Source organism: Chloroflexus sp. (genome assembly GCF_034435895.1).
Taxonomy (GTDB): domain Bacteria; phylum Chloroflexota; class Chloroflexia; order Chloroflexales; family Chloroflexaceae; genus Chloroflexus.
In genome coordinates this window covers 1-25575 of the sequence record NZ_DAOTWH010000048.1, presented here as the reverse complement: position 1 = coordinate 25575, position 25575 = coordinate 1, and the positions used below count along the sequence as shown (strand labels likewise).

Here is a 25575-nt window from a genome sequence, read left to right as displayed (position 1 = left end):
CTCCCCCAGCGGGGGAGGGGGGAGGCTGGGAGTGGTTTAGGTCCGGGCAAAACCGTGCGCAATAAACACCTGTTCGAGCGCCGCGATCAGCGCCTCATCGTTAGGTCGCTCGGCGACCGCGGCGACCGGCAGCTCAACCGCAGCACAGACTGCCGCTGTACTGGGGCCGATACAGACCAACACTGGCGGCTGGGCATGCAATGGGATGAGCGCGCGCAACTGGCGTGCTGCCGAACCGCTAGCCAGCACAATTGCATCGACTTCACCACGGTCGAGAGCCGCGGCAAGATCGGCAGCGCCGGGGCCGGCGATAGTGCAATACGCAGTGACCCGATCGACGCTGGCCCCCGCCGCCTGCAACGCCTCGGTCAAGGTTGGCGGAGCGATGTCGGCGCAGGGCAGCAGCACGCGTCTCCCAGCAAGGTCTCCCATCGCTTGGGGCAAGGCCGCGCCGAATTCCTCATCAGGAACGCTGGCCGGCTCGCGCCCCCATACTCGCCGGCAATCGGCGGCAGTGCCTTTGCCAACGGCGGCGATAGCAGTGGCAGCGGGTACAACCGCATCTGCCAACACCTGCACGGCTTGGCGGCTCGTTACCACCAGCCAATCGTACTGCCCGGCGGCCAACTGGCTAAGCGCCTGTTGCAGCGGGGCCGGATCAGCGGGTGGGGCATAGGCGATCAACGGCGTCAGCAACGGGATCGCACCCAGCGCGCGCAATCGCTCGGCCAGTGTATCGCCGCGCCCGGCAGGGCGAGTGATGGCAATCCGGCGACCAGCAAGGGCGCTCATCGCCGCGCCTCCAACTGGCTGCGGATCACGGCCAAGATGGCGTCGCCGCCTTGGGCCAGCAATGCTTCTGCCACGGCAATGCCTAACGCTTCAGCTTGCGCGATGGCGCCGGTTTGTTCGGCGAAGACCAGCGTGCTCCCGTCGAGGGCGCCGATCATACCGCGCAAGCGCAGACCGCTCTCGGTGACAGCCGCGTGGGCCGCCACCGGCACCTGGCAACCGCCTTCAAGCCGGCGCAGCAGCGCGCGTTCAGCCAGCGCCGCCGCGCGCGCCGTCGGATCGTCGAGGGCCGCGACGAAGGTGCGGGTAGCGAAATCGGCAGTGCGGGTTTCGATCGCCAAAATGCCTTGCGACACCGCCGGCAGCATCACCAACGGATCGAGCGGATACACCACGGCTTCACCGATCGTCGCGCCGGGCGTGCCATCCCACAACCCCAACCGGCGCAGACCGGCGGCAGCCAGAATCAGCGCGTCGTATTGGCCTTCAGCCAGCTTGCGCAGACGAGTATCGACATTGCCGCGCACATCGGCTAATTGGAGATCGGGCCGGTGATAGCGCAACTGGCTGGCGCGGCGCAGGCTCGACGTGCCGACCCGTGCGCCTTGGGGCAGCGTATGCAGATCGGAACCCATGCCGGCGTGGCGCAGCACAAGCGCATCACGCGGATCTTCTCGCACCGGAAACGCTGCCAGCATCAGACCTTCTGGCGTCTCGGTCGGCATATCCTTGGCGCTATGCACGCACAGATCGACTTCACCGGCCAAGAGCGCCTGTTCCAACTCCTTGACAAACAACCCTTTATCACCGACTGCCGACAAAGCCACATCAAGCACCCGGTCGCCGGTGGTTGAAATAATCCGCAATTCCACCGCAAGGTCAGGGAAGGCAGTGCGGAGCGCATTGGCCACCCACTCTGATTGGGTGCGGGCCAGCGCCGAGCCGCGGGTGCCAAGAAGCAAGCGTGCCATACTTCCTCGCAAAGTGCTAAGGTAACGCCACCAACAAGTTCTGTGTGCCGTCGTGTCGTTGTGCAGGAGGGCCGATCGACACGACGACTCCGCGCTTACAGCAACCTCCCGCCATTGCGCAAATCGGATAGCCCGGTTATGCGAGAGATTGCTACGCCTCACGTGGACAGAGCGCCACTCTGTCCCTACGCTTGGCGCGCAATGACAGGGCCAATACCGGACGCTTGATTATGATGTTTCCGTATTTCCCACCATGCTCGCGGTTCGTTCGCCTACGTGTTCGAGGTTAAACAATTCGGCCAGAATAGTTGCATAGCGCTTGCCGTGCCCGTGCGCAGCAGCTTCGCGCAAGCAGCGGGTGGGTGGATGCAGCAGCTTATTGACGATACTGCGCGACAAGCTTTCGATCACAGCTCGTTGCTCAGGCGAGAGATCGTGCAACCGGCGCAGCGCCCGCGCCAGCTCCTCGTTGCGCACTTCTTCGGCGCGCTGGCGCAGCATCGTCAACACCGGCAACGCCTCTTGGGTGCGCAGCCAGTCGAGGAACTCCTGCACCTGCTCTTCGACAATCTTCTGGGCAATCTCGATCACTGCGCTGCGCAGCTCGATCGTATGGCTGACCACCTCGCGCAGATCATCAACCGTAAAGAGGTGGACGCCGGGCACAGTAGCGACGTCGGCGGCAATATCACGCGGCACGGCCAGATCGATCAACAGCATTGCCGGCGGATCGCACTCGCCGCAAGCGCGGGCGTGCAGCTTGTGGTCGAGGGCCTCGATCACGTGGTGGCGATAGATAATTGGCACGGGCGCCGCGGTCGAGCTTATGACAATATCGGCGCGGGCTAGCGCTTCGGGCAAGGCGCTGAAATCAAGCATCTCGGCGCCGTATCGTTCGGCCAGCGCCGCAGCGCGGGCTGAGGTACGGTTGACGATCGTCAATCGGTCAGCGCCGTTGGCGATCAGATTCTGCGCCGCCAATTCGCTTACTTCGCCGCCGCCGATCAGCAACACCTCGCGCCCGCGCAGATCGCCGAGCCGGCGCTTGGCTAACTCAACCCCCGCCTGCGATACACTCGCCGCGCCTTTGCCGATGGTCGTTTCGTGACGCACCCGCTTGCCGGCGACCAAGGCGATCTGAAAGAGACGGTGCAAGACCGAACCGACGCTGCCGATGCGTTGTGCCGACTCATAGGCGGTGCGCACTTGACCCTGAATCTGCGCCTCACCCAGCACCAGCGAGCGCAGGCCGGACGCGGTCGCGCACAGATGGCGCGCAACCGCTTCCCCCTGATAAAAGTAGAGCGTGTGGACGAAGGCTTCGGCAGGCCGCCGGTGAAACGTGGCCAGAAAATCAACCACGTGTTGGGCGGTGGTTCCCGGACTCGCGACCCCGTAGATCTCAACCCGATTGCATGTCGAGAGAATGACGGCCTCGGTAAAGAGTGGCGCAGCGCCGTTGTCGGGATTGGTCAGTTGCATCAACGCTGATGGTAGATCGGTTTGGCTGAAGGCAAGCTGTTCGCGAATCTCGACCGGCGCAGTCGTGTGATCGAGACCGGCAAGGAACAGATTCATACGCCTGATCCTTTGCTCTGCAAGACTTTTACGGTAACAGTGTGACGATCTCCTCCATCCAGCCGGGCGTGTGGCAGCAAACGACCCGGTATGCCCGCGCCGATGCACCATTGCCATGGCGCGGGCCATTCTATTATATCGCTATTTAGTTTCAAAACCTACGTATTTCTCTACTTTTCTACGCATCGCCGATCACGGCCACCAATTGGCCCAGCTCGCGGCGCTGGCTGCGGAAGGCGCTCACATCAATTGTGCGCAGCATGACCAACGCAGTGCAGAGGATAAGCGCCTCAATCAGGAAGACAGTGGCGTAAGAGCCAGTGGGGCCGACAACAAGCGCAGTGATGTCACGGAGCATGCCGGCCAGCAAGTTGCCCATACCGCGTGCCGCCGCATCGGCGACGCCCCACGCGCCGATAAAGAGGCCGACTTGTTGCGGCGTGGTCATATCGAGCATAAGAGCGAGGTTGGTAGCGGTAGCAATGCCGGTGCCGAAGCCGAGCAGTGCAACGGCCGGCACAAACAGGGGTTCGACCTGCAGGATGCCGCTGAGCGCAATCAGGGTCAAGCCGGTAGCGGCAATGGCCCCACCCAACATCGCCCCCCGCTTGTTAGTCAGCCAGCGGCTAAAGAAGATGCCATGCAAGAGGAGTGCCAGCAGCGTCGCGCCGCCCCATGTCGCGGTCAACTGGGTGGTCTCGCGCACGCTGAGGTCAAACGCCTGCGCGCCGTATGGTTCGAGCAACACATCTTGGCCGAGAATGGCCGACAGCATGAACATCAGATAAATAAAGAACCGGCGCGCCAGCGGGTCGCCGATCACCGTGCGCACCGAGTCGGCGGCGCTATGGCGCTCTTCATAGCTGATCGGGGTAGCGTTGCGAGGCTCAAGGCCGATGAGGCCAAGGGCGGCAATCGTCAATGCGACGCCAGCACAGATGGCAAACACTTCAATCAGCCGTTCGGGGGTATAGTGCTCGAGCGCCCGGCCGGCCCCGATCGCGGTGCCGATCACGGCGGTGATCATCATAAACCACATCACCGCAATCGTGCGCGAGCGCAGGTGTGAGGGCGATATATCGCTCGCCAGTGAGAGGTACGAGACGACGGCGGTGTTGAAGCCAATGCCCCACATCCCAAAGATCACCAGCGCCAGCGCTAGCCCCGGCCAGAAATTAGCGTCCATCGCGAAGGCGGCGAATGGCGTCAATGCCGCGCCAACCACGCAGAGCAAAATACCTAGCGCGATGTAGGGCGTGCGGCGGTAGCCCCAGATCGGATGTCGATCCGAGAACTGGCCAATGAAGACCTGTATCGGTGAGAAGAGGTGCGGCAGGATGATCAGCACCGCAACGACGCTGGCCATGATGCCCAGTTCGTGGATCATAATCCGGTTGAGGACGCCAGTGATCGGCACCAGACTGATAGCAACAGCTACATGCAGCATGCCAAGACGTATCATTTTGAACCAGCTCATCCCACACTCCTCTCTTCGGTAATGCCTTCGAGACGATCTTCGAGATCGTGGTAAATCTCTTGCAAACGGTTGAGGGTGGCTTCGTCGGCGGCCCAGAAACCGCGTCCGGCGGCTTCGAGCAGCCGGCGCACAACACCGGCGGCAGCGGCTGGGTTCAGCGCGGCCATGCGCTCGCGCATCGCATCGTCGAGCGCGTAGGTCGCGGCGATCTCGTCGTAGACCCAATCTTCGACCGCGTTGGCAGTGGCGCTCCAGCCGTAGGTGTGGCCGACGCGGGCCTCGATTTCGCGCACGCCGGCGAAGCCGTGGGCCAGCATCGCCTCGTGCCACTTCGGGTTGAGCAGCTTGGCGCGGGTTTCTAGCCGCAGCATGGTCTCGATCGAAGCCACCCGGCTAGCGCCGGGAGTGCTAATTGCGTCGGCGACCAGCACCGGCGGCGCTTGGCCACGAATGCGCTCGACGCTCTTGGCCATGCCGCCAAGGTTCTCGTAGTAGTTGTCAATGTCGGTCAAGCCCACCTCAAAGCTGTCAATGTTCTGGAAGGCAGCTTGGACGTGGCGGAGCGCCCCTTCGAGCAAACCGCGCGCTTCGCGCCACTGGCCGTTAGCGGTGCGGACAAAGCTCTTGCGCGCGAGGAAGGCGTCGCTCAGTTGATCCTCGCTCTCCCATGTGCCGCTCTCGACAAGGAAGTTGACGTTGGCGCCGTAGCTGCCGGGAGCGTTAGCGAAGACGCGGATGGCCGCTTCTTCCAGCGTGACGCCGCTCTCGGCCATTTGCGCCAGTGCGTGAGCGCGGACGAAATTCCATTCCGGCGGTTCATCAGCCGCTGCCGCGAGGTAGGCGGCGCGGTCGATCAAGCGCATCTGGTTACCGAGCAGGTCGCGGAAGATGCCGCTCACTGTCACCACCACGTCAATGCGCGGGCGGCCCAGTTCAGCCAATGGCCGGAGGGCAATATCGGCCACGTTGCCCAATTCGTCGATCACCGGGCGAGCGCCGATCAGCGCCAGCACTTGTGCCACCCCTTCGCAATCGCTCTTGAGGTTGTCGGTGCCCCACAGCACAACTGCCACGCTCTGCGGCCATGCCCCCTGCTCAGCGCGCAGCCGGGCCAACAGCTCGTTCGCCAGCGCCTCGCCGCGTTGCATCGCTGCCGGCGTCGGCACCCGATAGGGATCGAGCGCGAAGAGGTTGCGGCCAGTGGGCAACACCGCCGGGTTGCGCACCGCATCGTTGCTCGGCGAGGGCGGAATGAAACCGCCGCGCAGGCCGTGCAACAGGTTGCGCAGTTCGTAGTTGGCGAGCAGGCCGTTGCGCAACTCGGCCAGTTTGGGCCACAAGGGGCGCAGCGCATTGGCGGGTACGAGATCAGCCAGCTTGGCGGCGGCAGCCCGCGCGCCGGCCTCGGCATCGTGAGCTTCGGCGTAGGCTAGCATCGCTGCGCGGCCACGGGCTTCGATCTCGCGCATCTGGTTTTGGGCGGCCAAATCGCTGCTTAGGCGGGCGCAGAGCTGCTGGTAGTCGATCCCCATCCCGCGCGCAATCAGGGCCGGCAAGCCGCCATCGGGCTGCAAACTGGCGTACAGCAGCAAGAAATCGGCCAATTCGGCGGGGGCGGGCGGTTGGCCGAGCACGTGCAACCCGAGCGGGATCATACGCTGCTCGATGCGCAGCAACTCGTGGGCCAAGCCGGCGACATCGGCATGATCATCGCCGCTGGTCTCCATCGGAATGCCCAATTGCGCCGCTCGATCACGCAGATCGGCCACCAGCGCCGGATCGGGATTGCGCTCGTACTGCTCGATCGCGTCGCGTAGTGTGCGTAGGCCTTTGTAGAGACCGGCCTGCTGCACCGGCGGCACAAGGTAGCTGACCAGCGTGGCCGCGCCGCGCCGTTTGGCGATGGCCGCCTCGCTCGGATTGTTGACGCTGTAGACGTAAAAATTGGGCTGCGGCCCGATCAGGCGCAGCGGCCAGCAGCGCGCGCTGAGACCGACCTGCTTGCCCGGCATAAACTCCATCGCGCCGTGGGTGCCGAGGTGAATGACGGCATCGGCGCGGAACTTGTGCGTCAACCACGTATAGAACGCGACGAAGGCATGGTTCGGCGCGGCGTCTTTGGCCAGCAGCAACCGCATCGGGTCGCGCTCGTAGCCAAAGCTGGGCTGCACGCCGATAAAGACATTGCCAAACTGGCGGCCAAGGATGCGGATACCGCGGTTATCGCGCCACAACTCACCCGGCGCCGGCCCCCAGTAAGGTTCGATCTCGGTGTAAGCCGGGAAGAGGCGGCGATACTCGTCGGCGCTGAGCCAATCGGCGATATGGGCATCGGCCCCGTGAGCCGGGCCATCGGCCAGCAACAGGCGGCGCAACTCATCGACGCTGCGCGGTACTTCCACCCGGTAGCCATCGGCGGCCAGCGCCTGCAACAAGTTAAACAGGCTGGCAAACACATCGAGATACGCCGCGGTGCCGACCGTCCCCAACGAGGGCGGGAAGTTGTAGATCACCACTGCCAAGCGTTTCTGCGCGTTCGGCGTGCGGCGCAACGCCACCCGGCGCGCGATCCGGTCAGCGATCTGATCGATCTCGGCTTGGGCCGGCGCAAAGCGCTGGCCATCGGCAGCCGGCCCGCCGAAGATAATCGGCTCAGCAGCGCCTTCCAGTTCAGGAATAGCCACGCTCAACGCCTGCTGCACTGGGACAAGACCGTTATCATCGGCGCGCCAATCATCGATCCGCTGAAAGGCGAGCGGCACCAACCCTAGATAAGGCCGGTCGAACCGGGTCAGCGCCTCTGCGGCTTGCTGGGGCTGGCTCTCGGCGGGGCCGCCGACCAGCGCAAAGCCAGTCGCGTTCACCAGCACATCAACATCAGCCAGTTCCTTCTCAAGCAGCGGGCGCATATCGAGACCGGCGGCGTAGGCGACGCGCGCTTCGAGACCGCGGGCCTCGATGGCGCGGGCCAGCGCATCAATATGCGGCGTATTACCGCTTAGCACCACTGTACGCAAGGTGAGAATGCCCACGCTACCGCCGTTGGGAATCCGCTTGCCGCGCCAGCGCCGGTAATCGTTGAGCGACGCGAACAGTTCGGGCGCATCGGGATGGTAGAGCGCCGTATCGGGATAGCTCAACGGGTCGAGCTGGGGCAGTTTAGGCCGCGGCTGCGGGCCGTAGCGCGCAATCAGCACGCAAAGCAAGCGATAGAGATTTTCCGGCGAAGCGTTGAGCCAATACTGGTGGCTGGTGATATAGGTATAAAGATCGCGCGAAGTGCCGGGGATCACCTTCAGCACTTTGCTCAGATTGCGCAAGATCGCCAACTGGCGGCGGGCCTCGCCAGCCCCACCCTGTGGGCGCAGCTTCTGCACCCAGCGCCGGATCGGCCCCGGCTCGCTATCGTGCTCGCGGCGCAGCGAAAAGCTGCCGATATGGGTGCAACGGATCAGCGCGGGGTTCGAGGTAATGATCAAGGTCGGCTTATCGAGGTGGGCCAGCCGGTCGGCCAACGGGCGCACCAAATCTTCGCTAAACAGGCGCGCGCCGAAAACGAAATCCGCTTTGGCCAGATCGCGATCAAGCTGCGCCCATCCGGCGGCGTCGCGCAAGGTAGCCGCATCGTACACCGCCAGCGTCAGCGCGACCTTATGCTCGCGCCGCAGACGGTCAGCAGCCGCCAGCAGCGCCGGACGATGGTTGCCGTCGATGGTTAGAACCACGAAATGCATTGGCATTCCTCACCACTCGTGCTGGGTGAAACCAGTGTGTTCAGCAAAAGCGAACCCATGGTGGCAGGAATGGCTCCTGCCGCCGGAGCTTGGAAATATTTCGTTCGGGCAAAGGCGCTCTACGATCCCTAATCGGCTGCCATCACCCGCTGCGGCCGGTTAGGGCCGGGGTAATTGGGGAAGCCGGGCAGTCCCTTCCAGCGAATCGCCTCGGTCGTCTTGCGGGTGGGCAAGCGATAAATCGCCAGCAGGCGCAGCGCGATTGCCGCCTTAAGGCGCGCCGATTGCGCCAACGCGATCGGATCGTTGCGTCCCTCTAGTTCGCGCAGCTTGCGGTCATACTCGACCAGCTTATCCATGTAGCCAAAGAAGCGCGGGTCATCAAGATTCATCGTCTCAGGATAGACCTGCGTCGAAATATCGTTGCACAGCCGGATGACCTTCTGGTCGTAGTCGCGCCAATTAAGGCCAAGGGCGGCGTAGAAATTGGCCCGGCGCGCATCGTTGAGATACATCGTCGCGTAGACGGCGAGCAGGAAGAAGCGGATCCAGCGCCGGTTGACCCCCTCAAGCAACTCAGGTTGCGAGCGCATCAGCATCGCGAAGAACTCGCCGTGGCGATACTCATCGTTGCACCACTGCTCGAACCACTTAAAGATCGGGTGGATGCAATACTGCGGGTTCTGCTCAAGGTGGCGGTAGATATGGATATAGCGCGAGTAACCGATCTTCTCTGAGAGATAGACCGAGTAGAAGATAAATTTCGGCTGGAAGTAGGTGTACTTCTTGCGCTTCTGCAAGACGGTCAGATCGAGCGCGACATTCAAGTCGGCCATCGTGCGGTTGAGGAAGCCGGCGTGGCGGCCCTCATCGCGGCTCATATACTTGAAGATCGCCTTCATGGTCGGATCGTGCAGATGCTTGACCATCTCGGCATAGAGCAGACAGCCGCTAAACTCGGCAGTGCATGAGCGCTCGAGAAAATCGATAAACGAATCGCGCTCAGGCATATCGTCAAAGTTCTGCAAAAACTCGTCGGTGCGGCGGAAGTGGGTGCGGTTATAGTCGTAAGCAAACTCGTCGCGGATCCAGTCGAACTCATCGCGCAGGCCATTGCGATCGATTTGCAGGTTATCGATGGCCTTAAAGTCGGTGGTGTAAAAGCGGGGCGAGAGGATGGCCTCTTTGAGGGCATGGCGAGTGGTACGGCTAAACTCGCCGGGCATTTCCATCATCAACGGATTGATCCAGAACATGCTCCGCTCCTTTGCGATCGGTCACTTCTTTATGCCTTGGGCTATAGGCCCAACCCCAACCCTACGGATGTTCGACCAGCTCGTTGATCTCAACGAGGCTGCTCTTCTTGGTCAGAAAGCGGCGTAGCCAACTTGCCTTATACAGCCGGATCGGGCTGCGGTAGCAAATCTCGCCGTTGGTGCGACCATCTTCGGTCGGTGGCAGATGCATAATTTCGAGCGTATCGCCGGGTTGAATCTCCATACCGGGCGGCAGATCGACGTGGAAATGGAAATGCTCGTGCTCGCTCTGCAAGCGCACAAACCCCTCCCCCTCGAGCAACACCTCGCGGTTATACCACTTGTGCAGCGCAAATGCGGCTGCGCCAAGGGCCGCCAATGCCAGCAATCGTCGCATGTCTCGCTCCTGTAGTCGCGTTTCTGAACTACATCCTTATCAAACTAGGCCCGATTGGCCTCGATCAACGTGACGTGATAGAACCGGCTGCGGATCGGCTGGACGCGGCGTACGCGCAATCCGGCGCGGGCCAGCATGCTAACGACCTCTTGGTCGCGGATCATCTGAATCTCAGTGCGGCGTTGGCTATGCGGGAACCAGCCGCCGATCCGGTGCAGGGCAGCGAGCAATGAGCTGTACGGCGCATAAGTCAGCAGCAAGGTCTGCTCGGTAAGGTTAGCCAGATGGGTGCAGAGTTGGCCAAAGGCCGGTTGCGGGTAATGGATCAAGACATCGAAGCAGGCTACGACCTGCGCCGGTTCGCGCAGCGACTCGATATCGGCTTCGATGCACTCAATCCGATCTGATAAGCCGGCTTCAGCGGCGGCCTGCTGGGTAGCGGCGACCATCTGCGGCGCAATGTCAGCTGCGCGCACCCGGTAGCCACGGCGGGCTAACATGAGACTGAACAAACCAACACCGCAACCGACATCAAGCGCTGTCGTCGGGGGTGGTTGATCGGCTAGCCACGCATCGGCGACCGCCAGCATGCGGTTATGGCCTTCGCGAATACTCTGCCGGACGAGGGACAGTGGGGCGTTGCCATAGATGGCTGACCAGCGTTCAAAGCCCAAACCGTTGAAGTAGTCGCGCAGTTGAGCTTTGTGCTGTGAGATCTCTAGCACGTCGTTCTCCTCTAGCTCGCAGGTAGTCCAAACTTGGAACTACGTTCACAAAGAATGACCACGTGCCGAATGAAGAATGGTGACCGTAATATTAGACGAGAATTGTAGTGCGGAATCAAAACTACGAACATTCAAGCAAATTGTAGCATGAGAGTCAACAACATGGAATATAGACAATCTTTGTGCAAAATCTTTGCGTTTAGTTAAAAATGGTGAATGAGGCATTAGAATGCGGTGTTATTCGGTAGACAATACACTGTCGCGAGATATAGCAGAGGCAATTTTTTTACATGAGTTGTGAAATCACCACCCTGTTGCCGCGCAAGGCTGTGCGCAGCATGATTCTGCCTATCAATTCTAGTGTGTACAATTCGCAGCCCGGACAGTGTTGTTTTGCCAACCTTATCGGTGCGCCATGTGATATAATGGGGCAATGCTATGTCAATGACGTGCCACGGAGGATTACTTCCACTATGCAAGGCTATGTTCTGCCTGTCACCGATGCGCCAGACGATCGGATCGATCTGCGCAGTGATACGGTGACGCTGCCCAGCCCGGCGATGCGGGCAGCGATGGCGCAGGCTGCGCTGGGTGATGATGTGTACGGCGAGGATCCAACGGTCAATGCGCTTGAGCGGCTGGCCGCCGAGCGGGTTGGCAAAGAGGCGGCGGTGCTGGTGGCGAGTGGCACGATGGGCAATCTGGCGGCGCTGTTAGCCTATTGCCAGCGTGGCCAGCGGGTGATCCTCGGCAACGAGAGCCATATCTACCATTATGAAGCCGGCGGCGCTAGCGCTTTGGGCGGGTTGGTGTACCATCCGCTCCCGACCGCTGGTGATGGCACGATCGATTTGGCAGCCTTGGCAGAGGCGGCAATCACGATTAACGACAACCACTTTGCCTCACCCGGCGTCATTTGTTTAGAAAACACCAATAATCGCCGTGGCGGCGTCGTGTTGGCGCCAGAGTATCTCGCGCAGGTGCATGCGCTGGCGCGCGCGCATGGCCTGCCGGTGCATCTCGATGGTGCACGCATCTTTAACGCAGCGGTGGCGTTAGGGGTGTCGGTCACCGATCTCACTGCTCATGTCGATACAGTGATGTTCTGCCTCTCGAAGGGGTTAGCCGCGCCGGTTGGCTCGTTGGTGGCCGGGCCAGCCGAGGTGATTGCCCGCGTGCGCCGCGTGCGCAAGATGCTCGGCGGCGGGATGCGGCAGGCGGGTGTGATTGCTGCGGCGGGCATCGTGGCCCTCACCGAGATGGTTGATCGGTTAGCGGAAGATCATGCCAATGCGCGGTTGCTTGCCGCTGGTCTAGCCGAGCTGCCGGGAGTACAGATTGACCTCAGCAAAGTGCAAACCAACATTGTGCGCTTCACCTTTTCCCATCCGCGCCTGAGCGTAGATGCATTTTTGGCGGCGTTGCGCGTGCGGGGCATCTTGATGGGAAGCATGAGCCATACGAGCATCCGCGCTGTCACTCACTATGGTATTGAACGGGCGCACATTGAGCGCGTGATCAATGTTGCGGCTGAGATCTTGGCCTAATCTTGCTGCCGGTGGGTGGGTATGAAGGTTGATCTGTCCGGTACATCTGAACTGTCCATCCTTGTGTCGACCAACGGCCAGATGCTCGCTGGAAGTGAGGCGATACTGCCGCTCCTTTCGTATGTAGAGCCGTTGTTGCCTGATCTCGTTCAGGCTGCCGATGGCGCGGATGTTTTCCTAAACGGGGTGTAATATGCGCTGCAACGCCAGTGTTTATGGCAAGCGCCGGGGCGCCGGCGGGTCTGCTGATCACATTCCGCCAGCCAGCCCCAGCGCCGCTGCTTGATCACCGGCTTGGTGAAATGGCGCTCACCCTGTCCAGCAAACTTGAGATGAACCATGTGCCGGAACATGTAGTGCGTTTTGCGATGGATCTGCTCGATGCTGATGCTGGCGCGCTGCCGGTGTACGATCCGGATCACGATCGGTTGTTGCCCGGCCATCTCGTGAATCTGCCGGTTGATCTGATGACACCCGTCAAAGGGCCGCGGCGCGGGTTGATGTGGCAGATGATCGAGCAGGGGAAGTCGATCTTGATTCCAGACTACGCTACCCATCCAATGGCCTTGCCGGAATTAGCGCGGATTGGAGTTTCGTCGCTGCTGGCGACACCGATTATGCATGGCAAGACGCCGTTGGGTATCTTGGCGGTGTATCGCTTCCATGACGAGCCTTTTCAAGAGCGCGATCGCGATCTCTTGCAAGCCATTGCCCACCAGACCGCGATTGCCTTGCAAAGCGCCCGCCTATATCAGCGCGCCATTCGCAATGCCGATGAACGCTATACCCTCGACCAAGCCAGTGTCGAGATTGCCGCCACGCTTGATCTCGAACAACTCTATCAGGCGATCCATCGCGCTGTCGACCGGTTGATCCTCCACGCCGGTTTTGCGATTGCGCTGTTGAATGACCAGCAGATGGTCGAGTATGTCTATCTGGTGACGCCGGCTGGCCGCCAACCGGAGTTGCGACTGCCGCTGACACACGGCATTGCTGGTTACGTGCTCCGTTTTGGCGTCTCGCTGCGGCTGTCAGGAGCGCATGCGCTGCCTGCACCGGCCATGCAACCGGCGCTTGAGATTGAAGGCGATCTGGCTCATCGATCACTCTTGGCAACGCCGCTTGTGGTTGGTGATCGAATTATTGGCGCATTGCTGGCGGGGCACGATCACCTTGATGCCTCCACCATGTCTGATTTGAGCGCACTTGAGATGTTGGCGGCGACGGTCGTAGTGGCATTACATAATGCGCTGCGCTTTACCCACGTTCAGTCGTTGGCGATGACCGATACGCACACTGAGTTGGTGAACCGGCGCCATTTTCTGCACCATCTCCAACACGAAATCGATCGTTCGCGCCGGTATCATACCCCGGTCAGTATCGCGATGATTGATATTGATCATTTTAAGCAGGTGAATGATAGCTACGGCCATCTGGCCGGTGATCATATTTTGCGCGAATTAGCGCAGCGGTGCCGCCAGCATCTGCGCGACGTCGATATACTGGCGCGTTATGGCGGTGAAGAGTTTGGTTTGATCTTGCCGGAAACACCGTATCAGGCAGCGTTGTTAGCGGCTGAACGCTTGCGCCAGACGGTGATGGCGATGCCGTTTCTGGTTGATGGGCAGCAGCTTACGCTCACGCTCAGCATCGGTGTTGCGACGTTTCAACCTGTTTCGCATCCTGATCCATCTTCCCTCATTGCCGATGCCGATCGGGCGCTCTATCTCGCTAAACGGCGAGGGCGCAACCGTGTCTGCGGCGCACAGGAGCTTTCCACTTATGCCGAACCCTGATTTTACCTATGTGCAACGAATTCTAACTAGCCGGGTCTATGATGTAGTGCAAGAAACGCCGCTGCAACCGGCGCCCCTGCTTGGCGCGCGGCTTGGCGCGCAGATCTTCTTTAAGCGCGAGGATCTGTTGCCGATCTTTTCGTTTAAGCTGCGCGGGGCCTATAACCGCATGGCCCATCTGAGCCCGGCAGAAAAGGCGCGCGGTGTGATTACCGCCTCTGCCGGTAATCATGCCCAAGGAGTAGCCTATTCCGGCCAGCAGTTGGGCATCCGTACCCTGATCGTGATGCCGGTGACGACGCCGGAGATTAAGGTCGCCGCGTGCCGCCGCCGCAATGCTGAGGTGGTGCTCTTCGGCGATAGTTATAGTGATGCCGAGGCCCATGCCTATCGTTTGCAAAAGGAGTTGGGCCTGACCTTTATCCATCCCTACGACGATCCGCTGGTGATCGCCGGGCAGGGGACGATTGGGCTTGAGATTTCGCAGCAGATGCGGGCCGAACGCTATCGGGTCTTTGTGCCGGTGGGAGGCGGTGGTTTGATTGCCGGGATCGCGATCTTTCTCAAGAGCATTAATCCCAATATCGAAATTATTGCCGTTGAGCCGGACGATTCCGATGCGATGTACCAGAGCGTGCGGGCCGGCTATCGGGTGACGCTCGATCAGGTTGGCATCTTTGTTGATGGCGTGGCGGTGCGGCGCGTCGGCGAGCATACCTTTGCGATTGTGCAGCGCTACGTTGATGATTTTGTCCGGGTGACAACCGATGAGGTTTGCGCGGCGATCAAGGATGTATTTGAAGATACCCGCGCAATTATGGAGCCGGCGGGGGCATTGGCGGTGGCCGGTCTCAAGCGGTATATCGCTGAGCGCGGGGCCGATTTGCCGGCGGTAGCGTTGACCTGCGGCGCGAATATGAATTTTGACCGCCTGCGCCACGTCGCCGAGCGGGCCGAAATTGGCGAGCGGCGCGAGGCGCTATTCGCGGTGACCATCCCCGAACGGCCCGGTTCGTTTAAGCAGTTTTGCCGGATTATCGGGCCGCATAACATTACCGAGTTCAATTATCGTTATGCGCCGCGCCCCGATGCGAACGTTTTTGTCGGGGTGCAGTTGACCGATGCTCGCCAGCGCCACGAGCTGGCCGACCGGCTCCGCAACGCCGGTTATACGGTGCTCGATCTGACCAACGATGAATTGGCGATCATCCATCTGCGCCACATGGTCGGCGGGCGTGCGCCGGAAGCGACCGACGAGCGGCTCTTTACCTTCGAGTTTCCCGAACGACCGGGTGCATTGCTCCAGTTCCTCGAATCGCTCGATGCGTCGTGGAATATTAGCCTGTTTCACTACCGTAATCACGGCAGCGCCCATGGCCGGGTGCTGGCCGGGATTCAGGTGCCTGATGCCGACCTTGACCGGTTTTACGCTTCGCTCAGCCGGCTGGGGTATCCGTACCACGAGCAGAGTGATAATCCGGCGTACCATCTGTTTTTGAAGTGAGACCAGCTAGCGCAACAGGGCCATTGCTAGGCATTTGCGATTCTGTGTTATAATCAACACACTATTGTACATACGTAATTCCATACTCATCGCGGTGTCCCGCTAGCCCGGATGCTAGGGCGTAAAGGTGGAATCTGGTGCAAGTCCAGAGCTGTGCCGCAACTGTAACCGGCCAATTGGCCGGAAGCCAGGATGCCTACCGTGATGTTGAAGTTCGTTCAGCCCTTCTCGCGCCAAGAAGGATGAGCGAAGCGTGCGTATCCGATCGCGCTATCGTTTCATACCCCCGGCCAGCGAGTATGGCCGGGGGTATTGTTTTTGGCTGTTAACGCAAAGGCGAATCGATGGAAGATGCAACCACAACCGGGCCGGGTTCCTCACCCGAAGCAGAAGCGCGCCGCAAGGCGGTGCGGGCCAGCCACCAACCCAAAGGCTTGGTGATTGTCAATACCGGCAATGGCAAGGGCAAAACCACCGCTGCGCTCGGTGTGTTGTTGCGGGCATGGGGCCGCAACATGCGCGTGGGTGGCGTGCAGTTCATCAAGCACGAGCAGGCCAAATTCGGCGAGTTGCGCGCGCTGGAGCGGATAGGGATTACGTTGACGCCGCTCGGCGATGGCTTTACGTGGACGAGCCGCAATCTCGATGAGACGCAGGCGCGGGCGCTGCACGGCTGGGAGCTGGCTAAGCAGCAGATTGCCAGCGGCGATTTCGATGTCTTTTTGCTTGATGAGTTTACGTATGTGATGCACTATGGCTGGGCGCCGGCGACTGAGGTGGTGGAGTGGCTGAAAGCCAATAAGCCGCCGATGCTGCATCTGATTATCACTGGCCGCTATGCGCCGCCGGAGTTGATCGAGTATGCCGATTTGGTGACGGAGATGCACGAGGTGAAGCATCCGTTCCGCGATCAGGGCATTCGCGCCCAGCCGGGGATTGAGTATTGAGAGAGCGCGGGTTGGTCGCGGAGGATGCGAAGGCTTTTTTACCACAGAGGGCGCAGAGGATGAGCGTGTTGGGGTGGCAAGCTCGGTTTCGAGCGTGATAGTAAGACAACCCTCTGCGTCCTCCGCGTCCTCTGCGGTAAACCAAACACGAGCAGCGAGGAACCATGGCCGAATCGCTCAAACGCAACATGGTGCAGCGCCTCGACGGGCGGATGGTTAATGCCGGCGCGCGGCGCGGGATGCTGATCGTCTGCGCGACTGGCTGCTGCTGCGGCCACACCGAGCGCGGCTTTGCGCCGGTGCCGGCCGATCTCTACCATCGCGAATGGGAGCGGCGGCGGCTGCGTAATCGGGTGCATCTGAGCCAAGGCGGCTGCTTGGGGCCGTGCCCGCTAGCGAATGTGGCCCTCTTGCTGATGGACGGCAGGCCCTACTGGTTCCATTCGCTGAACGATCCGGCGCTCATCCCGATCTTGTACGATTTTATCGAAGAGTTGTTGGAGGCTGATCAGCCGTTGCCGCCGCCGCCGGCATTGGCGCCGCACCTGTTCAACGGCTTTAGCTGGGATAAGGCGAGCGCGCCGGCAGCCAGCGCCGAGCGGCTTCCGGCAGTGGCTGGCGATGGCATCCTCGTGCTGAGCCAAGCCGACACCGACCTGCTTGCGCTCGATCAGGCGCTCGACCTGTTGCCCGACAGCTTTGCGCCGGTGCGGATGGTACACGTGGGCCGGTTGGCCGACCCGGCGGCGATTGATCGCTTGCTCGAACAGCACTTGCCCGCGGCGGCAATTGTAGTGGCTCGGCTGCACAGTCCGGCGGCGTTCGCATACGGTCTCGAACGGCTGCAACAGTGGGCGGCGGCAACTGGCGGCTTTCTGCTCTGTCTGCCGGCAGTCGAGCAGGTTGATCCCGATTTGATGGCCCGTTCGACGGTGGGTGTGCCGTTGGCGATGCTGGTCAGTGCCTATTTTCACGCTGGCGGTGCCGCCAATCTCGCCAACGGCTTGCAGTGTCTGAGCGATCACCTGCTGGCGAGCGGATGGGGCTACGATCCGCCGGTCGAATTGCCGCTCCATGGCATCTATACCCCACCCCAACCGCGCCGGCGCGGCAAGGCGGCCCAACCGGCGCCGGTGGCGGCTGATGCGCCGGTGGCCGGCCTGCTCTTCTACCGCGCCCATCTGCTCAGCGGCAATACTACCTTTGTCGATGCGCTGATCGCCGGCTTGCAAGCGCGCAGCTTGCGCGTGCGCGCAGTCTACACCCATTCGCTCAAAGAAGTGAATGCGGCGGGGATGCCGGTAGCGCTCGAGCTGCTGCGCCAAGCCGGGCCGGTCGATGTGATCGTCTCGACCCTCAGCTTTGCGCTTGGCGATAGCGATCCGCACCCCTTTGCCCAACTGGATGTGCCGGTAGTGCAGGCGCTGGTCAGCAGCACCAGCCACGAGGCGTGGCAGCGCGATGGTCGCGGGTTGGGTCCGCTCGATACGGCCATGAATGTGGCTTTGCCCGAACTGGATGGCCGGATCATCGGTGTGCCGGTTGCATTTAAGACCCAAGCGGGCGAAGCGGCGGCGCGTTCGGCGCCTGATCCAGAGCGGATCGAGCGGCTGGCCGGCATGGTCTGGCGTTTGGCGCAGTTGCGGCGCCTCCCGAATGCGCAGAAGCGGATTGCGGTTATCTTGACCAATAGCAACGCCAAAGCGCAGCGGATCGGCAATGCGGTTGGCCTTGATGCGCCGGCGTCGCTGATGCGACTGTTTGCTGCCTTGCGCGCCGCTGGTTATGAGGTTGGCGAGCTGCCGGCAAGCGGCGACCGACTGATCGCCGATCTGATTGGGCGCTGCTCGTATGATGAGACGTGGCTGACCACTGAGCAGTTGGCCCAAGCGTACCGGATTCCGGTGGCTACCTACCAACGCTGGTTTGCCGAGCTGCCAGCGGAGACGCAAGCGGCCATGACCCGCCAATGGGGGCCGCCGCCGGGCAAGGCGTATGTGCATAGCGGCGCGCTGGCGCTGGCCGGTCTCGAATTTGGCAATGTCTTTGTGGCGCTGCAACCGCCGCGTGGTTACGATATGGATCCCGATGCCATCTACCACCGGCCCGACTTGCCGCCGCCGCACAACTACTACGCGCTCTACCGCTGGTTGCGCGATGAATGGCGCGCCGATGCGATCATCCATCTCGGCAAGCACGGTACGCTCGAATGGCTGCCCGGCAAAGGCGTCGGGCTTAGCGCGACCTGTTTTCCTGATCCGTTCCTCGCTGATCTGCCGTTGATCTATCCCTTTATCATCAACGATCCCGGCGAAGGCACGCAGGCCAAGCGGCGCGCCCACGCGATGATTATCGATCACCTCACCCCGCCGATGACCAACGCCGGCGCGTACGGCGATCTGGCCGAATTGGCCCAACTGGTCGATGAATACTACCGCATGGAACGGCTCGATCCCAGCAAGCTGCCGCTTTTGCAGCGCCAGATTTGGGAGGTGCTGCAACGCAGCCAGTTGGCCGACGATCTGCGCTACATCTTGCAAGCCGATCACGGCGATCACCGGCATGAGTGGGATGGCAGCGTGCTCGAAGATGGCACGCCGGCGGTGCTGGCCGAATTGGAGGGGCGCGAAGTCGCGCACCTGCTCGAAGACATCGAAGGCTACTTGTGCGAGTTGACCGGCGCGCAGATCCGGGACGGCCTGCATATCCTTGGTACGGTACCCGCCGGCGCGCAGTTGGTTGATCTGGTCTATCACCTGCTGCGCTTGCCCAACCTGCACGCACCAAGCCTGCCGGCCACCGTCGCGGCGGCGTTGGGGGAAGATTGGCGCGCCTTGCAGGAGCAGCCGGGCCGGCGGCGGGCCAATGACGAGCAGTGGCTCACCAACGCCGATAGTATTGCGGCTATTGAAAACCTTTGCCGGCAAATATTGAGCCAGCTCAATGATGCTGGTTGGGAGGCAGCAGCCATTGACGGCGTACTGGCAGATAGTTTGCCGGCAAACAGTGATCACGGGCCGGTCGCGGCGGCCTTGCGCTACGCCTGTGAATGGATCGTACCGCGCTTGCACCAGAGCGCAACTGACGAAATCGAGCATCTGCTGGCGGCGCTGGCGGGCCGGTTTGTGCCGCCGGGGCCGAGCGGCGCGCCGACGCGCGGCATGGCTCACGTCTTGCCGACTGGACGCAACTTCTACAGCCTTGATCCGCGCAGCGTGCCGAGCCTCGCCGCGTGGGAGACCGGCCAAGGATTGGCCCGTGACCTGATCCAGCGCTACCAGCGTGAGTATGGCGCCATCCCGGAAAGTGTCGGCATCAGCATCTGGGGCACCAGCCTCATCCGCACCGCCGGCGATGATGTGGCGCAAGTCTTGGCGCTGCTCGGCGTGCGCCCGCGCTGGCAACGCGAAAACCGGCGCGTCACCGGGTTTGAAATCATCCCTCTCGCTGAGTTGGGCCGTCCGCGGATCGATGTCGTCTGCCGGATTAGCGGCTTCTTCCGCGACGCCTTTCCCCATCTGATCGAGTTGATCGATCAGGCGGTGCAAGCGGTGATTGCGCTCGACGAACCGCCGGAGCTGAACTTCCCGCGCAAGCATGCCTTGCAGACCGAGCAGGCACTGGTAGCGGGAGGCGCTGCCGCCGAGGAGGCCCAGCGCGAAGCGCGCTACCGCATCTTTGGCAGTCCGCCGGGCAGTTACGGGGCCGGGATGCTGCAACTGATCGACGGCCAAAACTGGAGCAACGACGCTGATCTGGCGCGGGTGTACCTGAAGTGGGGCGGCTACGCCTACACCGCAACCGAGCAAGGCGTGCCGGCGGAGACTGCCTTAGCCGCTGCGCTCAGCACGGTGCAGGTCGCTACCAAAAATCAAGACACTCGCGAACACGATATCTTCGATAGCGACGACTATTTCCAATTCCACGGCGGCATGATCGCGGCCATCCGGGCATTAAGTGGGCGCAACCCGGCCCGTTACTTCGGCGACAGTAGCGACCCGGCCCGGCCCCGCACTCGCGACCTGCGTGAAGAGGTGCGGCGCGTCTTCCGGGCACGGGTGGTTAATCCGAAGTGGATCGCCAGTATGCGCCGGCACGGCTACAAAGGCGGCCTCGAACTGGCGGCGACAGTTGATTATCTCTTCGGCTACGACGCCACGGCGCAGGTGCTAGCCGATTGGATGTACGAACAAGTCACTGAACGGTATGTGCGTGATCCAGAGGTGCAGCAATGGCTGCAAGAGGTGAATCCGTGGGCGTTGCAAGCCATCGCCGAGCGGCTAAACGAGGCGATCGGGCGCGGGATGTGGCGCAACCCGTCCGCTGCAGCGCAAGCTGCGATCGATGCCATTCTCGCGATCGGTGAAGAACAACGTGAACGATGATCATCGGCCAGCCGCACGGCGGTGCGGGGGCGTATGCTGTGTAGGGCCGCACGCCGTGCGGCCCTACAAGAGGCACCTGTATCTGCTTGTAAGGAGGTTTTATGTCACTGCTTACGCAAACCATCAACCAAATCGGCCCGTTGGATGAGCAGGCGGCAACGGCAGCTCGCCGCCGGCAAGACATGCTCACCAAGCCAGCCGGCTCGCTAGGCCGGTTAGAGGAACTCTCGATCCGGATTGCCGGCATCACCAGACGCGAACGGCCCCGTCTCACCAAACCAGCGGTGATCGTGATGGCCGCCGATCACGGGGTGGCCCGCCAAGGCGTCAGCGCCTTCCCCGCCGAGGTCACACCGCAGATGGTGCTGAACTTCTTGCGCGGCGGAGCGGCCATCAACGTGTTGGCCCGCCATGTGGGGGCACAGGTGATTGTGGTGGACATTGGCGTCGCGGCTGATTTGCCGTCCCATTCCGAATTGGTCAGCCGCAAATTGGCCTACGGCACCGCCGACTTCAGCCAAGAGCCGGCAATGAGCCTTGAGCTGGCCCGGCAGGCGCTTGAAGTGGGCATTACCTGCGCCAACGAGGCGATCGATTGCGGGGTTGACCTGCTTGCTACCGGCGAGATGGGCATTGCCAACACGACCGCAGCGAGTGCGATTGTGGCGGCGATCACTGGGCGACCGGCGGCGGAAGTGACCGGACGCGGCACCGGCATTGATGATGCGAGCTTGGCGCGCAAGATTGCCGTGATCGAGCAGGCGCTGGCGCTGCACCGGCCTAACCCGCGCGATGGTCTCGATGTGCTGGCGAAAGTGGGTGGGTTGGAGATCGGCGGTTTGGCGGGCGTGATCCTTGGCGCGGCAGCGCGGCGGGTGCCAGTGGTGATCGACGGCTTCATCTCTGGTGCGGCAGCTCTGATTGCAGCCACGCTCGCCCCTGCCGCCACCACCTACATGATCGCCGGCCACCGCTCGGTCGAACGCGGTCACGTCGCGGTGTACAGCCAGCTTGATCTGCAACCGCTGCTCGATCTAGATATGCGCCTCGGCGAAGGCACTGGCGCGGTGCTGGCGATGTCGATCTGCCAAGCAGCCTGCAAGGTGCTCGACGAGATGGCTACCTTCGCCGAAGCGGGGGTGTCGGAGAAGAAGGGGTAGTAGGGAGTGGGGCAGCGGGAGCAGGGAGCGGGATGTTACTGCTTGATCGTTCGATTGTGGCATGCACACCCCTGCTCCCACCTGCAGGAGTTGCGGGGCGGATAGAACATAGGGGCGAGCAAAACCGTTGATCGCTGGGCAATGCCTCAAAGCGTAGTTCTGCTCCCACGCCAGCGGGAGCAGGGCTGGGGGTGAGGGCAAAACGGTGCATTGCAACGCTATCAACGACATCGACACTCATGGCTGTTGTCCGTCCTTGAACCTGCGGGCGCAGGAGTCACAAAGGAGGGTTCACAGAATGAAACGCCGCTGGCTGATCGTTGCGCTTGGCGCTGCCGTGCTGATCACGTTCGAGGCCCGGCCAGCGTATGCCATGCACATCATGGAAGGCTTCTTGCCGCCGCTGTGGGCATTGGTTTGGTTTGCGGTCATGATCCCGTTTTGGGTGATCGGGTTTCGCCAGCTTCAGCGCATTGTGCGCGAGAAGCCAGAGGTGCGGTTGCTGCTCGGTTTCGCTGCCGCCTTTACCTTTGTGCTGAGCGCGTTGAAACTGCCGAGCGTCACCGGATCGAGCAGCCACCCGACCGGCACCGGTTTGGGGGTGCTCCTGTTTGGGCCGTGGGTGATGAGTGTGCTCGGTTCGATTGTCTTGCTGTTTCAGGCCTTGCTGATTGCCCACGGCGGCTTGACCACGCTCGGCGCGAATGCGTTTAGCATGGCGGTGGTCGGGCCGTTTGTGGCGTGGCTGATCTGGCGCGGGTTGGCCGGACGGGCGCCGTTCTGGTTGGTGATCTTTTTGGCGGCGGCGCTGGCCGATCTCTCAACCTACATCGTCACATCGCTGCAATTGGCGCTGGCTTTTCCCGATCCGGCGGGCGGCATCCTCGCTGCCTTCGCCAAGTTTGGCGCGATCTTTGCCGTGACCCAGATCCCGTTGGCGATCAGCGAAGGGATTCTGACCGTGTTGATTATGAATGCGTTGCAAACCAACGCTGCCGCCGAGTTGCAGGCGCTAGAAATCAAAGGGGTGCGGGCATGAATGCCAAACCGTTGCCTTGGCCGGTGGTCGTGGCGCTGTTGCTGGTGGTGATTGGCTTGACCATCGCGCCGATCTTGCTGATCCGCGACACCGAGTTTGGCGGGGCCGATGCCGCCGCTGAAGCCGCCATCGTTGAAATTGCGCCTGACTACGAGCCGTGGTTTGCACCGTTGTTCGAGCCGCCGGGCAGCGAGACCGAAAGCCTGTTGTTTGCGTTGCAAGCCGGTTTAGGGTCGGGAGTGATCGGCTACTTCTTCGGCTGGCAGCACGGTCGCCGGCAGCGGCGTGATCGGTGAGGCATGCTGCGAATCATTGACCAGTATGCTTTCGCCAACCGGTTGCGCACTGTCGATCCGCTACAAAAGGCTGCGCTGGCCGGCATGACACTCCTGCTCTGTCTGGCGCTCGATCGCCCGCTGGTGGGGTGGTTGGCGTTGGGATGGATGATGGTCGTGACAGTGTGGTATGCGCGAGTGCCGCTGCGGGTGGCCGGCGCGGTGATTGGGGCTGAGAGTGCGTTTCTCGCGCTATCGGTGATCGGGATCGCGATCAGTGTGGGGAATGAACCGCCGGCTGCGGCGTTGTGGGCGATTCCGTTTGGGCCGCTCTGGCTGAGCGCGACCGGCGCATCGCTGCAAACGGCGCTGCACGTGCTCAGCCGCGCGCTCGGTTCGGCAGCGGCGCTCAATTTTCTGATCCTGACCACGCCACTGATCGATCTGATCGAATTGTTGCACCGGTTGCGCGCGCCGGCATTGTTGATCGAATTGATGGCGCTCAGTTACCGCGCGCTCTTTGTCTTGCTCGATACGCTCGACCAGATGGTGACAGCGCAGACGGCGCGGTTGGGGTATGCTTCGTGGCGGGCAACGTTACGCAGCTCGGCGCTGCTGGGCAGCCGGTTGTTTATCGTTGCCTACCAGCGCAGCCAAGCGTTGGAAGTAGCGTTGACGGCGCGCGGGTTTGCCGGCGAGCTGCGGGTGTTGCCGCTCAGCTATACCGTTGATCGACAACTTTGGCTGATCGGCGGGTTGATCGGGGCGAGTCTGGTAGCGGCGAGGTGGTGGCTATGACCGCATTGCTGGCGCTGGAAGCGGTTTCGTACCAGTTTCCGGGCAACCCAAACCCAGCCTTGCAGGCGGCGTCGTTGCCGATCGCTGCCGGCCAGCGCATCGTCGTGCTGGGTCGCAATGGCGCCGGTAAGAGCACGCTGCTCCTCGTGGCGAGCGGTATCGTTCGCCCGCAGCAGGGCCGGGTCTGGCTGCATGGCGCGCCGGTTGACTATTCGCGGTCTGGTCTGCGCCGGTTGCGCCAGCATGTCGGGTTGGTGATGCAGTCGCCAGACGATCAACTGTTTAGCGCCAGTGTCTGGCAAGACATTAGCTTTGGCCCGCTCAATCTTGGTCTGAATGCCGAGGAAGCGCGGCAGGCGGTGCAGGAAGCGGCGGCGCTGTGTGACGTAACCGATCTGCTCGACCGGCCCACCCATGCGTTGAGCGGTGGGCAGAAGGCACGGGTGGCGCTGGCCGGTGTTTTGGCCATGCGCCCGCAATGCCTGCTGGTCGATGAGGCGACGGCGGGTCTCGATCTGTGGGCACGGCAACAGGTGGTGCGGGTGTTTGACCGGCTGGTGGCGGAAGGGGGAACAATCGTGCTGGCCACCCACGATCTGGCGTTGGCTCGCCGCTGGGCCGATCTGGTGGTGGTGTTGCACGAGGGCCGGATCGTCGCGGTCGCGCCGCCAGCAGAGGTGTGGGCCGATCCGGCGTTGCGCGCACTGATTGCACCGCCGGAAGTGTGGGAAGGGCTGTAGCGCCGGATGGCTGTCCGGTTGCGCCAAGGGCGCAGAGGGTTTGTTGTGGTGGGTCGCCGGGGCAGGGATCGGGGAGGATAGCCCCCACCCTTGGCCCCTCCCCCGCTGGGGGAGGGGGGATTGTTCCCCACCCCCGGCCCCTCCCCCAGCGGAGGAGGGGGATGGTTAACGCAAAGGCGCGGAGGCATATATGTCATTGCGAGGGCGCGGAGCGCCCGAAGCAATCTCCCCTCGTAGGGCAGAATGAATAGAATGGATCATTCACGGTAAGAGCATCTATGCCACCTGTACCTCACCTCATCCAACAGCGCGCCGCAGCGGCGTTAGCAGCCTTAGCCATAGACGCCGTCCTCGGCGATCCGCCCAACTACCTGCATCCGGTCGGGGTGATGGGGCGCTGGTTGCGCTGGGGTGAACGGCTGGCGCCGTCCTCGCCGGGGGCGCGGTTGGCGTG

Annotated in this window: 19 protein-coding genes and 1 riboswitch; of the genes, 11 read left to right on the top strand and 8 right to left on the bottom strand. The window is 62.0% G+C overall.

Going from position 1 to position 25575, the window contains the following annotated elements:
- Window positions 1-36 precede the first annotated feature (36 nt).
- The 8 genes from U9R81_RS02935 to bchM form a co-directional block, all read right to left on the bottom strand.
- Window positions 37-792, bottom strand: a complete 756-nt coding sequence (locus tag U9R81_RS02935; protein ID WP_322494038.1) for a uroporphyrinogen-III synthase — start codon at window positions 790-792, stop codon at window positions 37-39.
- Window positions 789-1763, bottom strand: coding sequence for a hydroxymethylbilane synthase (hemC, locus tag U9R81_RS02930; RefSeq protein WP_322494037.1), 975 nt, complete (start codon window positions 1761-1763; stop codon window positions 789-791). The genes U9R81_RS02935 and hemC overlap by 4 nt, the downstream gene beginning before the upstream one ends.
- Window positions 1764-1991: 228 nt before the next feature.
- Window positions 1992-3341, bottom strand: a complete 1350-nt coding sequence (gene hemA / locus U9R81_RS02925; protein ID WP_322494036.1) for a glutamyl-tRNA reductase — start codon at window positions 3339-3341, stop codon at window positions 1992-1994.
- A gap of 178 nt (window positions 3342-3519) precedes the next feature.
- Complete coding sequence (locus U9R81_RS02920; protein WP_322494035.1) at window positions 3520-4818, bottom strand: BCD family MFS transporter; 1299 nt, start codon at window positions 4816-4818, stop codon at window positions 3520-3522.
- Window positions 4815-8552, bottom strand: a complete 3738-nt coding sequence (locus tag U9R81_RS02915) for a magnesium chelatase subunit H (RefSeq protein ID WP_322494034.1) — start codon at window positions 8550-8552, stop codon at window positions 4815-4817. The genes U9R81_RS02920 and U9R81_RS02915 overlap by 4 nt, the downstream gene beginning before the upstream one ends.
- 128 nt (window positions 8553-8680) lie before the next feature.
- Window positions 8681-9808: a magnesium-protoporphyrin IX monomethyl ester (oxidative) cyclase gene (acsF, locus tag U9R81_RS02910; RefSeq protein WP_322494033.1), complete on the bottom strand. Its 1128-nt coding sequence runs from the start codon at window positions 9806-9808 to the stop codon at window positions 8681-8683.
- Window positions 9809-9869: 61 nt separating this feature from the next.
- Entirely contained in the window at window positions 9870-10205 is a 336-nt protein-coding gene (locus U9R81_RS02905; protein WP_322494032.1) for a hypothetical protein, read from the bottom strand.
- Between the two features lie 44 nt (window positions 10206-10249).
- Window positions 10250-10930, bottom strand: coding sequence for a magnesium protoporphyrin IX methyltransferase (gene bchM / locus U9R81_RS02900; RefSeq protein WP_322494031.1), 681 nt, complete (start codon window positions 10928-10930; stop codon window positions 10250-10252).
- A 473-nt stretch (window positions 10931-11403) separates the two neighbouring features.
- Between bchM and ltaE the strand changes: the two genes are divergently transcribed.
- The 11 genes from ltaE (at window position 11404) to U9R81_RS02845 (ending at window position 25121) form a co-directional block, all read left to right on the top strand.
- Window positions 11404-12477 (top strand): low-specificity L-threonine aldolase, encoded by a 1074-nt coding sequence (gene ltaE, locus U9R81_RS02895; RefSeq protein ID WP_322494030.1) that lies wholly within the window; start codon window positions 11404-11406, stop codon window positions 12475-12477.
- A gap of 21 nt (window positions 12478-12498) precedes the next feature.
- Window positions 12499-12669: a hypothetical protein gene (locus tag U9R81_RS02890; RefSeq protein ID WP_322494029.1), complete on the top strand. Its 171-nt coding sequence runs from the start codon at window positions 12499-12501 to the stop codon at window positions 12667-12669.
- 23 nt (window positions 12670-12692) lie between these two features.
- Entirely contained in the window at window positions 12693-14273 is a 1581-nt protein-coding gene (locus U9R81_RS02885; RefSeq protein ID WP_322494028.1) for a sensor domain-containing diguanylate cyclase, read from the top strand.
- Window positions 14260-15777: a threonine ammonia-lyase, biosynthetic gene (gene ilvA / locus U9R81_RS02880; RefSeq protein WP_322494027.1), complete on the top strand. Its 1518-nt coding sequence runs from the start codon at window positions 14260-14262 to the stop codon at window positions 15775-15777. Before U9R81_RS02885 ends, ilvA begins: the two co-directional genes overlap by 14 nt.
- Before the next feature lie 75 nt (window positions 15778-15852).
- Window positions 15853-15996: riboswitch (cobalamin riboswitch) on the top strand.
- Between the two features lie 125 nt (window positions 15997-16121).
- On the top strand, window positions 16122-16724 hold the full coding sequence (gene cobO, locus U9R81_RS02875; protein WP_322494026.1) for a cob(I)yrinic acid a,c-diamide adenosyltransferase: 603 nt from the start codon (window positions 16122-16124) through the stop codon (window positions 16722-16724).
- Window positions 16725-16888: 164 nt separating this feature from the next.
- Window positions 16889-21109, top strand: a complete 4221-nt coding sequence (gene cobN, locus U9R81_RS02870; protein ID WP_322494025.1) for a cobaltochelatase subunit CobN — start codon at window positions 16889-16891, stop codon at window positions 21107-21109.
- A gap of 101 nt (window positions 21110-21210) precedes the next feature.
- Window positions 21211-22269, top strand: a complete 1059-nt coding sequence (gene cobT, locus U9R81_RS02865) for a nicotinate-nucleotide--dimethylbenzimidazole phosphoribosyltransferase (RefSeq protein ID WP_322494024.1) — start codon at window positions 21211-21213, stop codon at window positions 22267-22269.
- Window positions 22270-22567: 298 nt separating this feature from the next.
- Window positions 22568-23308, top strand: coding sequence for an energy-coupling factor ABC transporter permease (locus U9R81_RS02860; RefSeq protein WP_322494023.1), 741 nt, complete (start codon window positions 22568-22570; stop codon window positions 23306-23308).
- Window positions 23305-23604, top strand: coding sequence for an energy-coupling factor ABC transporter substrate-binding protein (locus U9R81_RS02855; RefSeq protein ID WP_322494022.1), 300 nt, complete (start codon window positions 23305-23307; stop codon window positions 23602-23604). Before U9R81_RS02860 ends, U9R81_RS02855 begins: the two co-directional genes overlap by 4 nt.
- 3 nt (window positions 23605-23607) lie before the next feature.
- Window positions 23608-24381 carry a cobalt ECF transporter T component CbiQ gene (gene cbiQ / locus U9R81_RS02850; protein ID WP_322494021.1) on the top strand — a complete coding sequence of 258 codons (774 nt, stop codon included), beginning with the start codon at window positions 23608-23610 and terminating at the stop codon, window positions 24379-24381.
- Window positions 24378-25121 carry an ABC transporter ATP-binding protein gene (locus tag U9R81_RS02845; protein ID WP_322494020.1) on the top strand — a complete coding sequence of 248 codons (744 nt, stop codon included), beginning with the start codon at window positions 24378-24380 and terminating at the stop codon, window positions 25119-25121. The genes cbiQ and U9R81_RS02845 overlap by 4 nt, the downstream gene beginning before the upstream one ends.
- Window positions 25122-25575 lie beyond the last annotated feature (454 nt).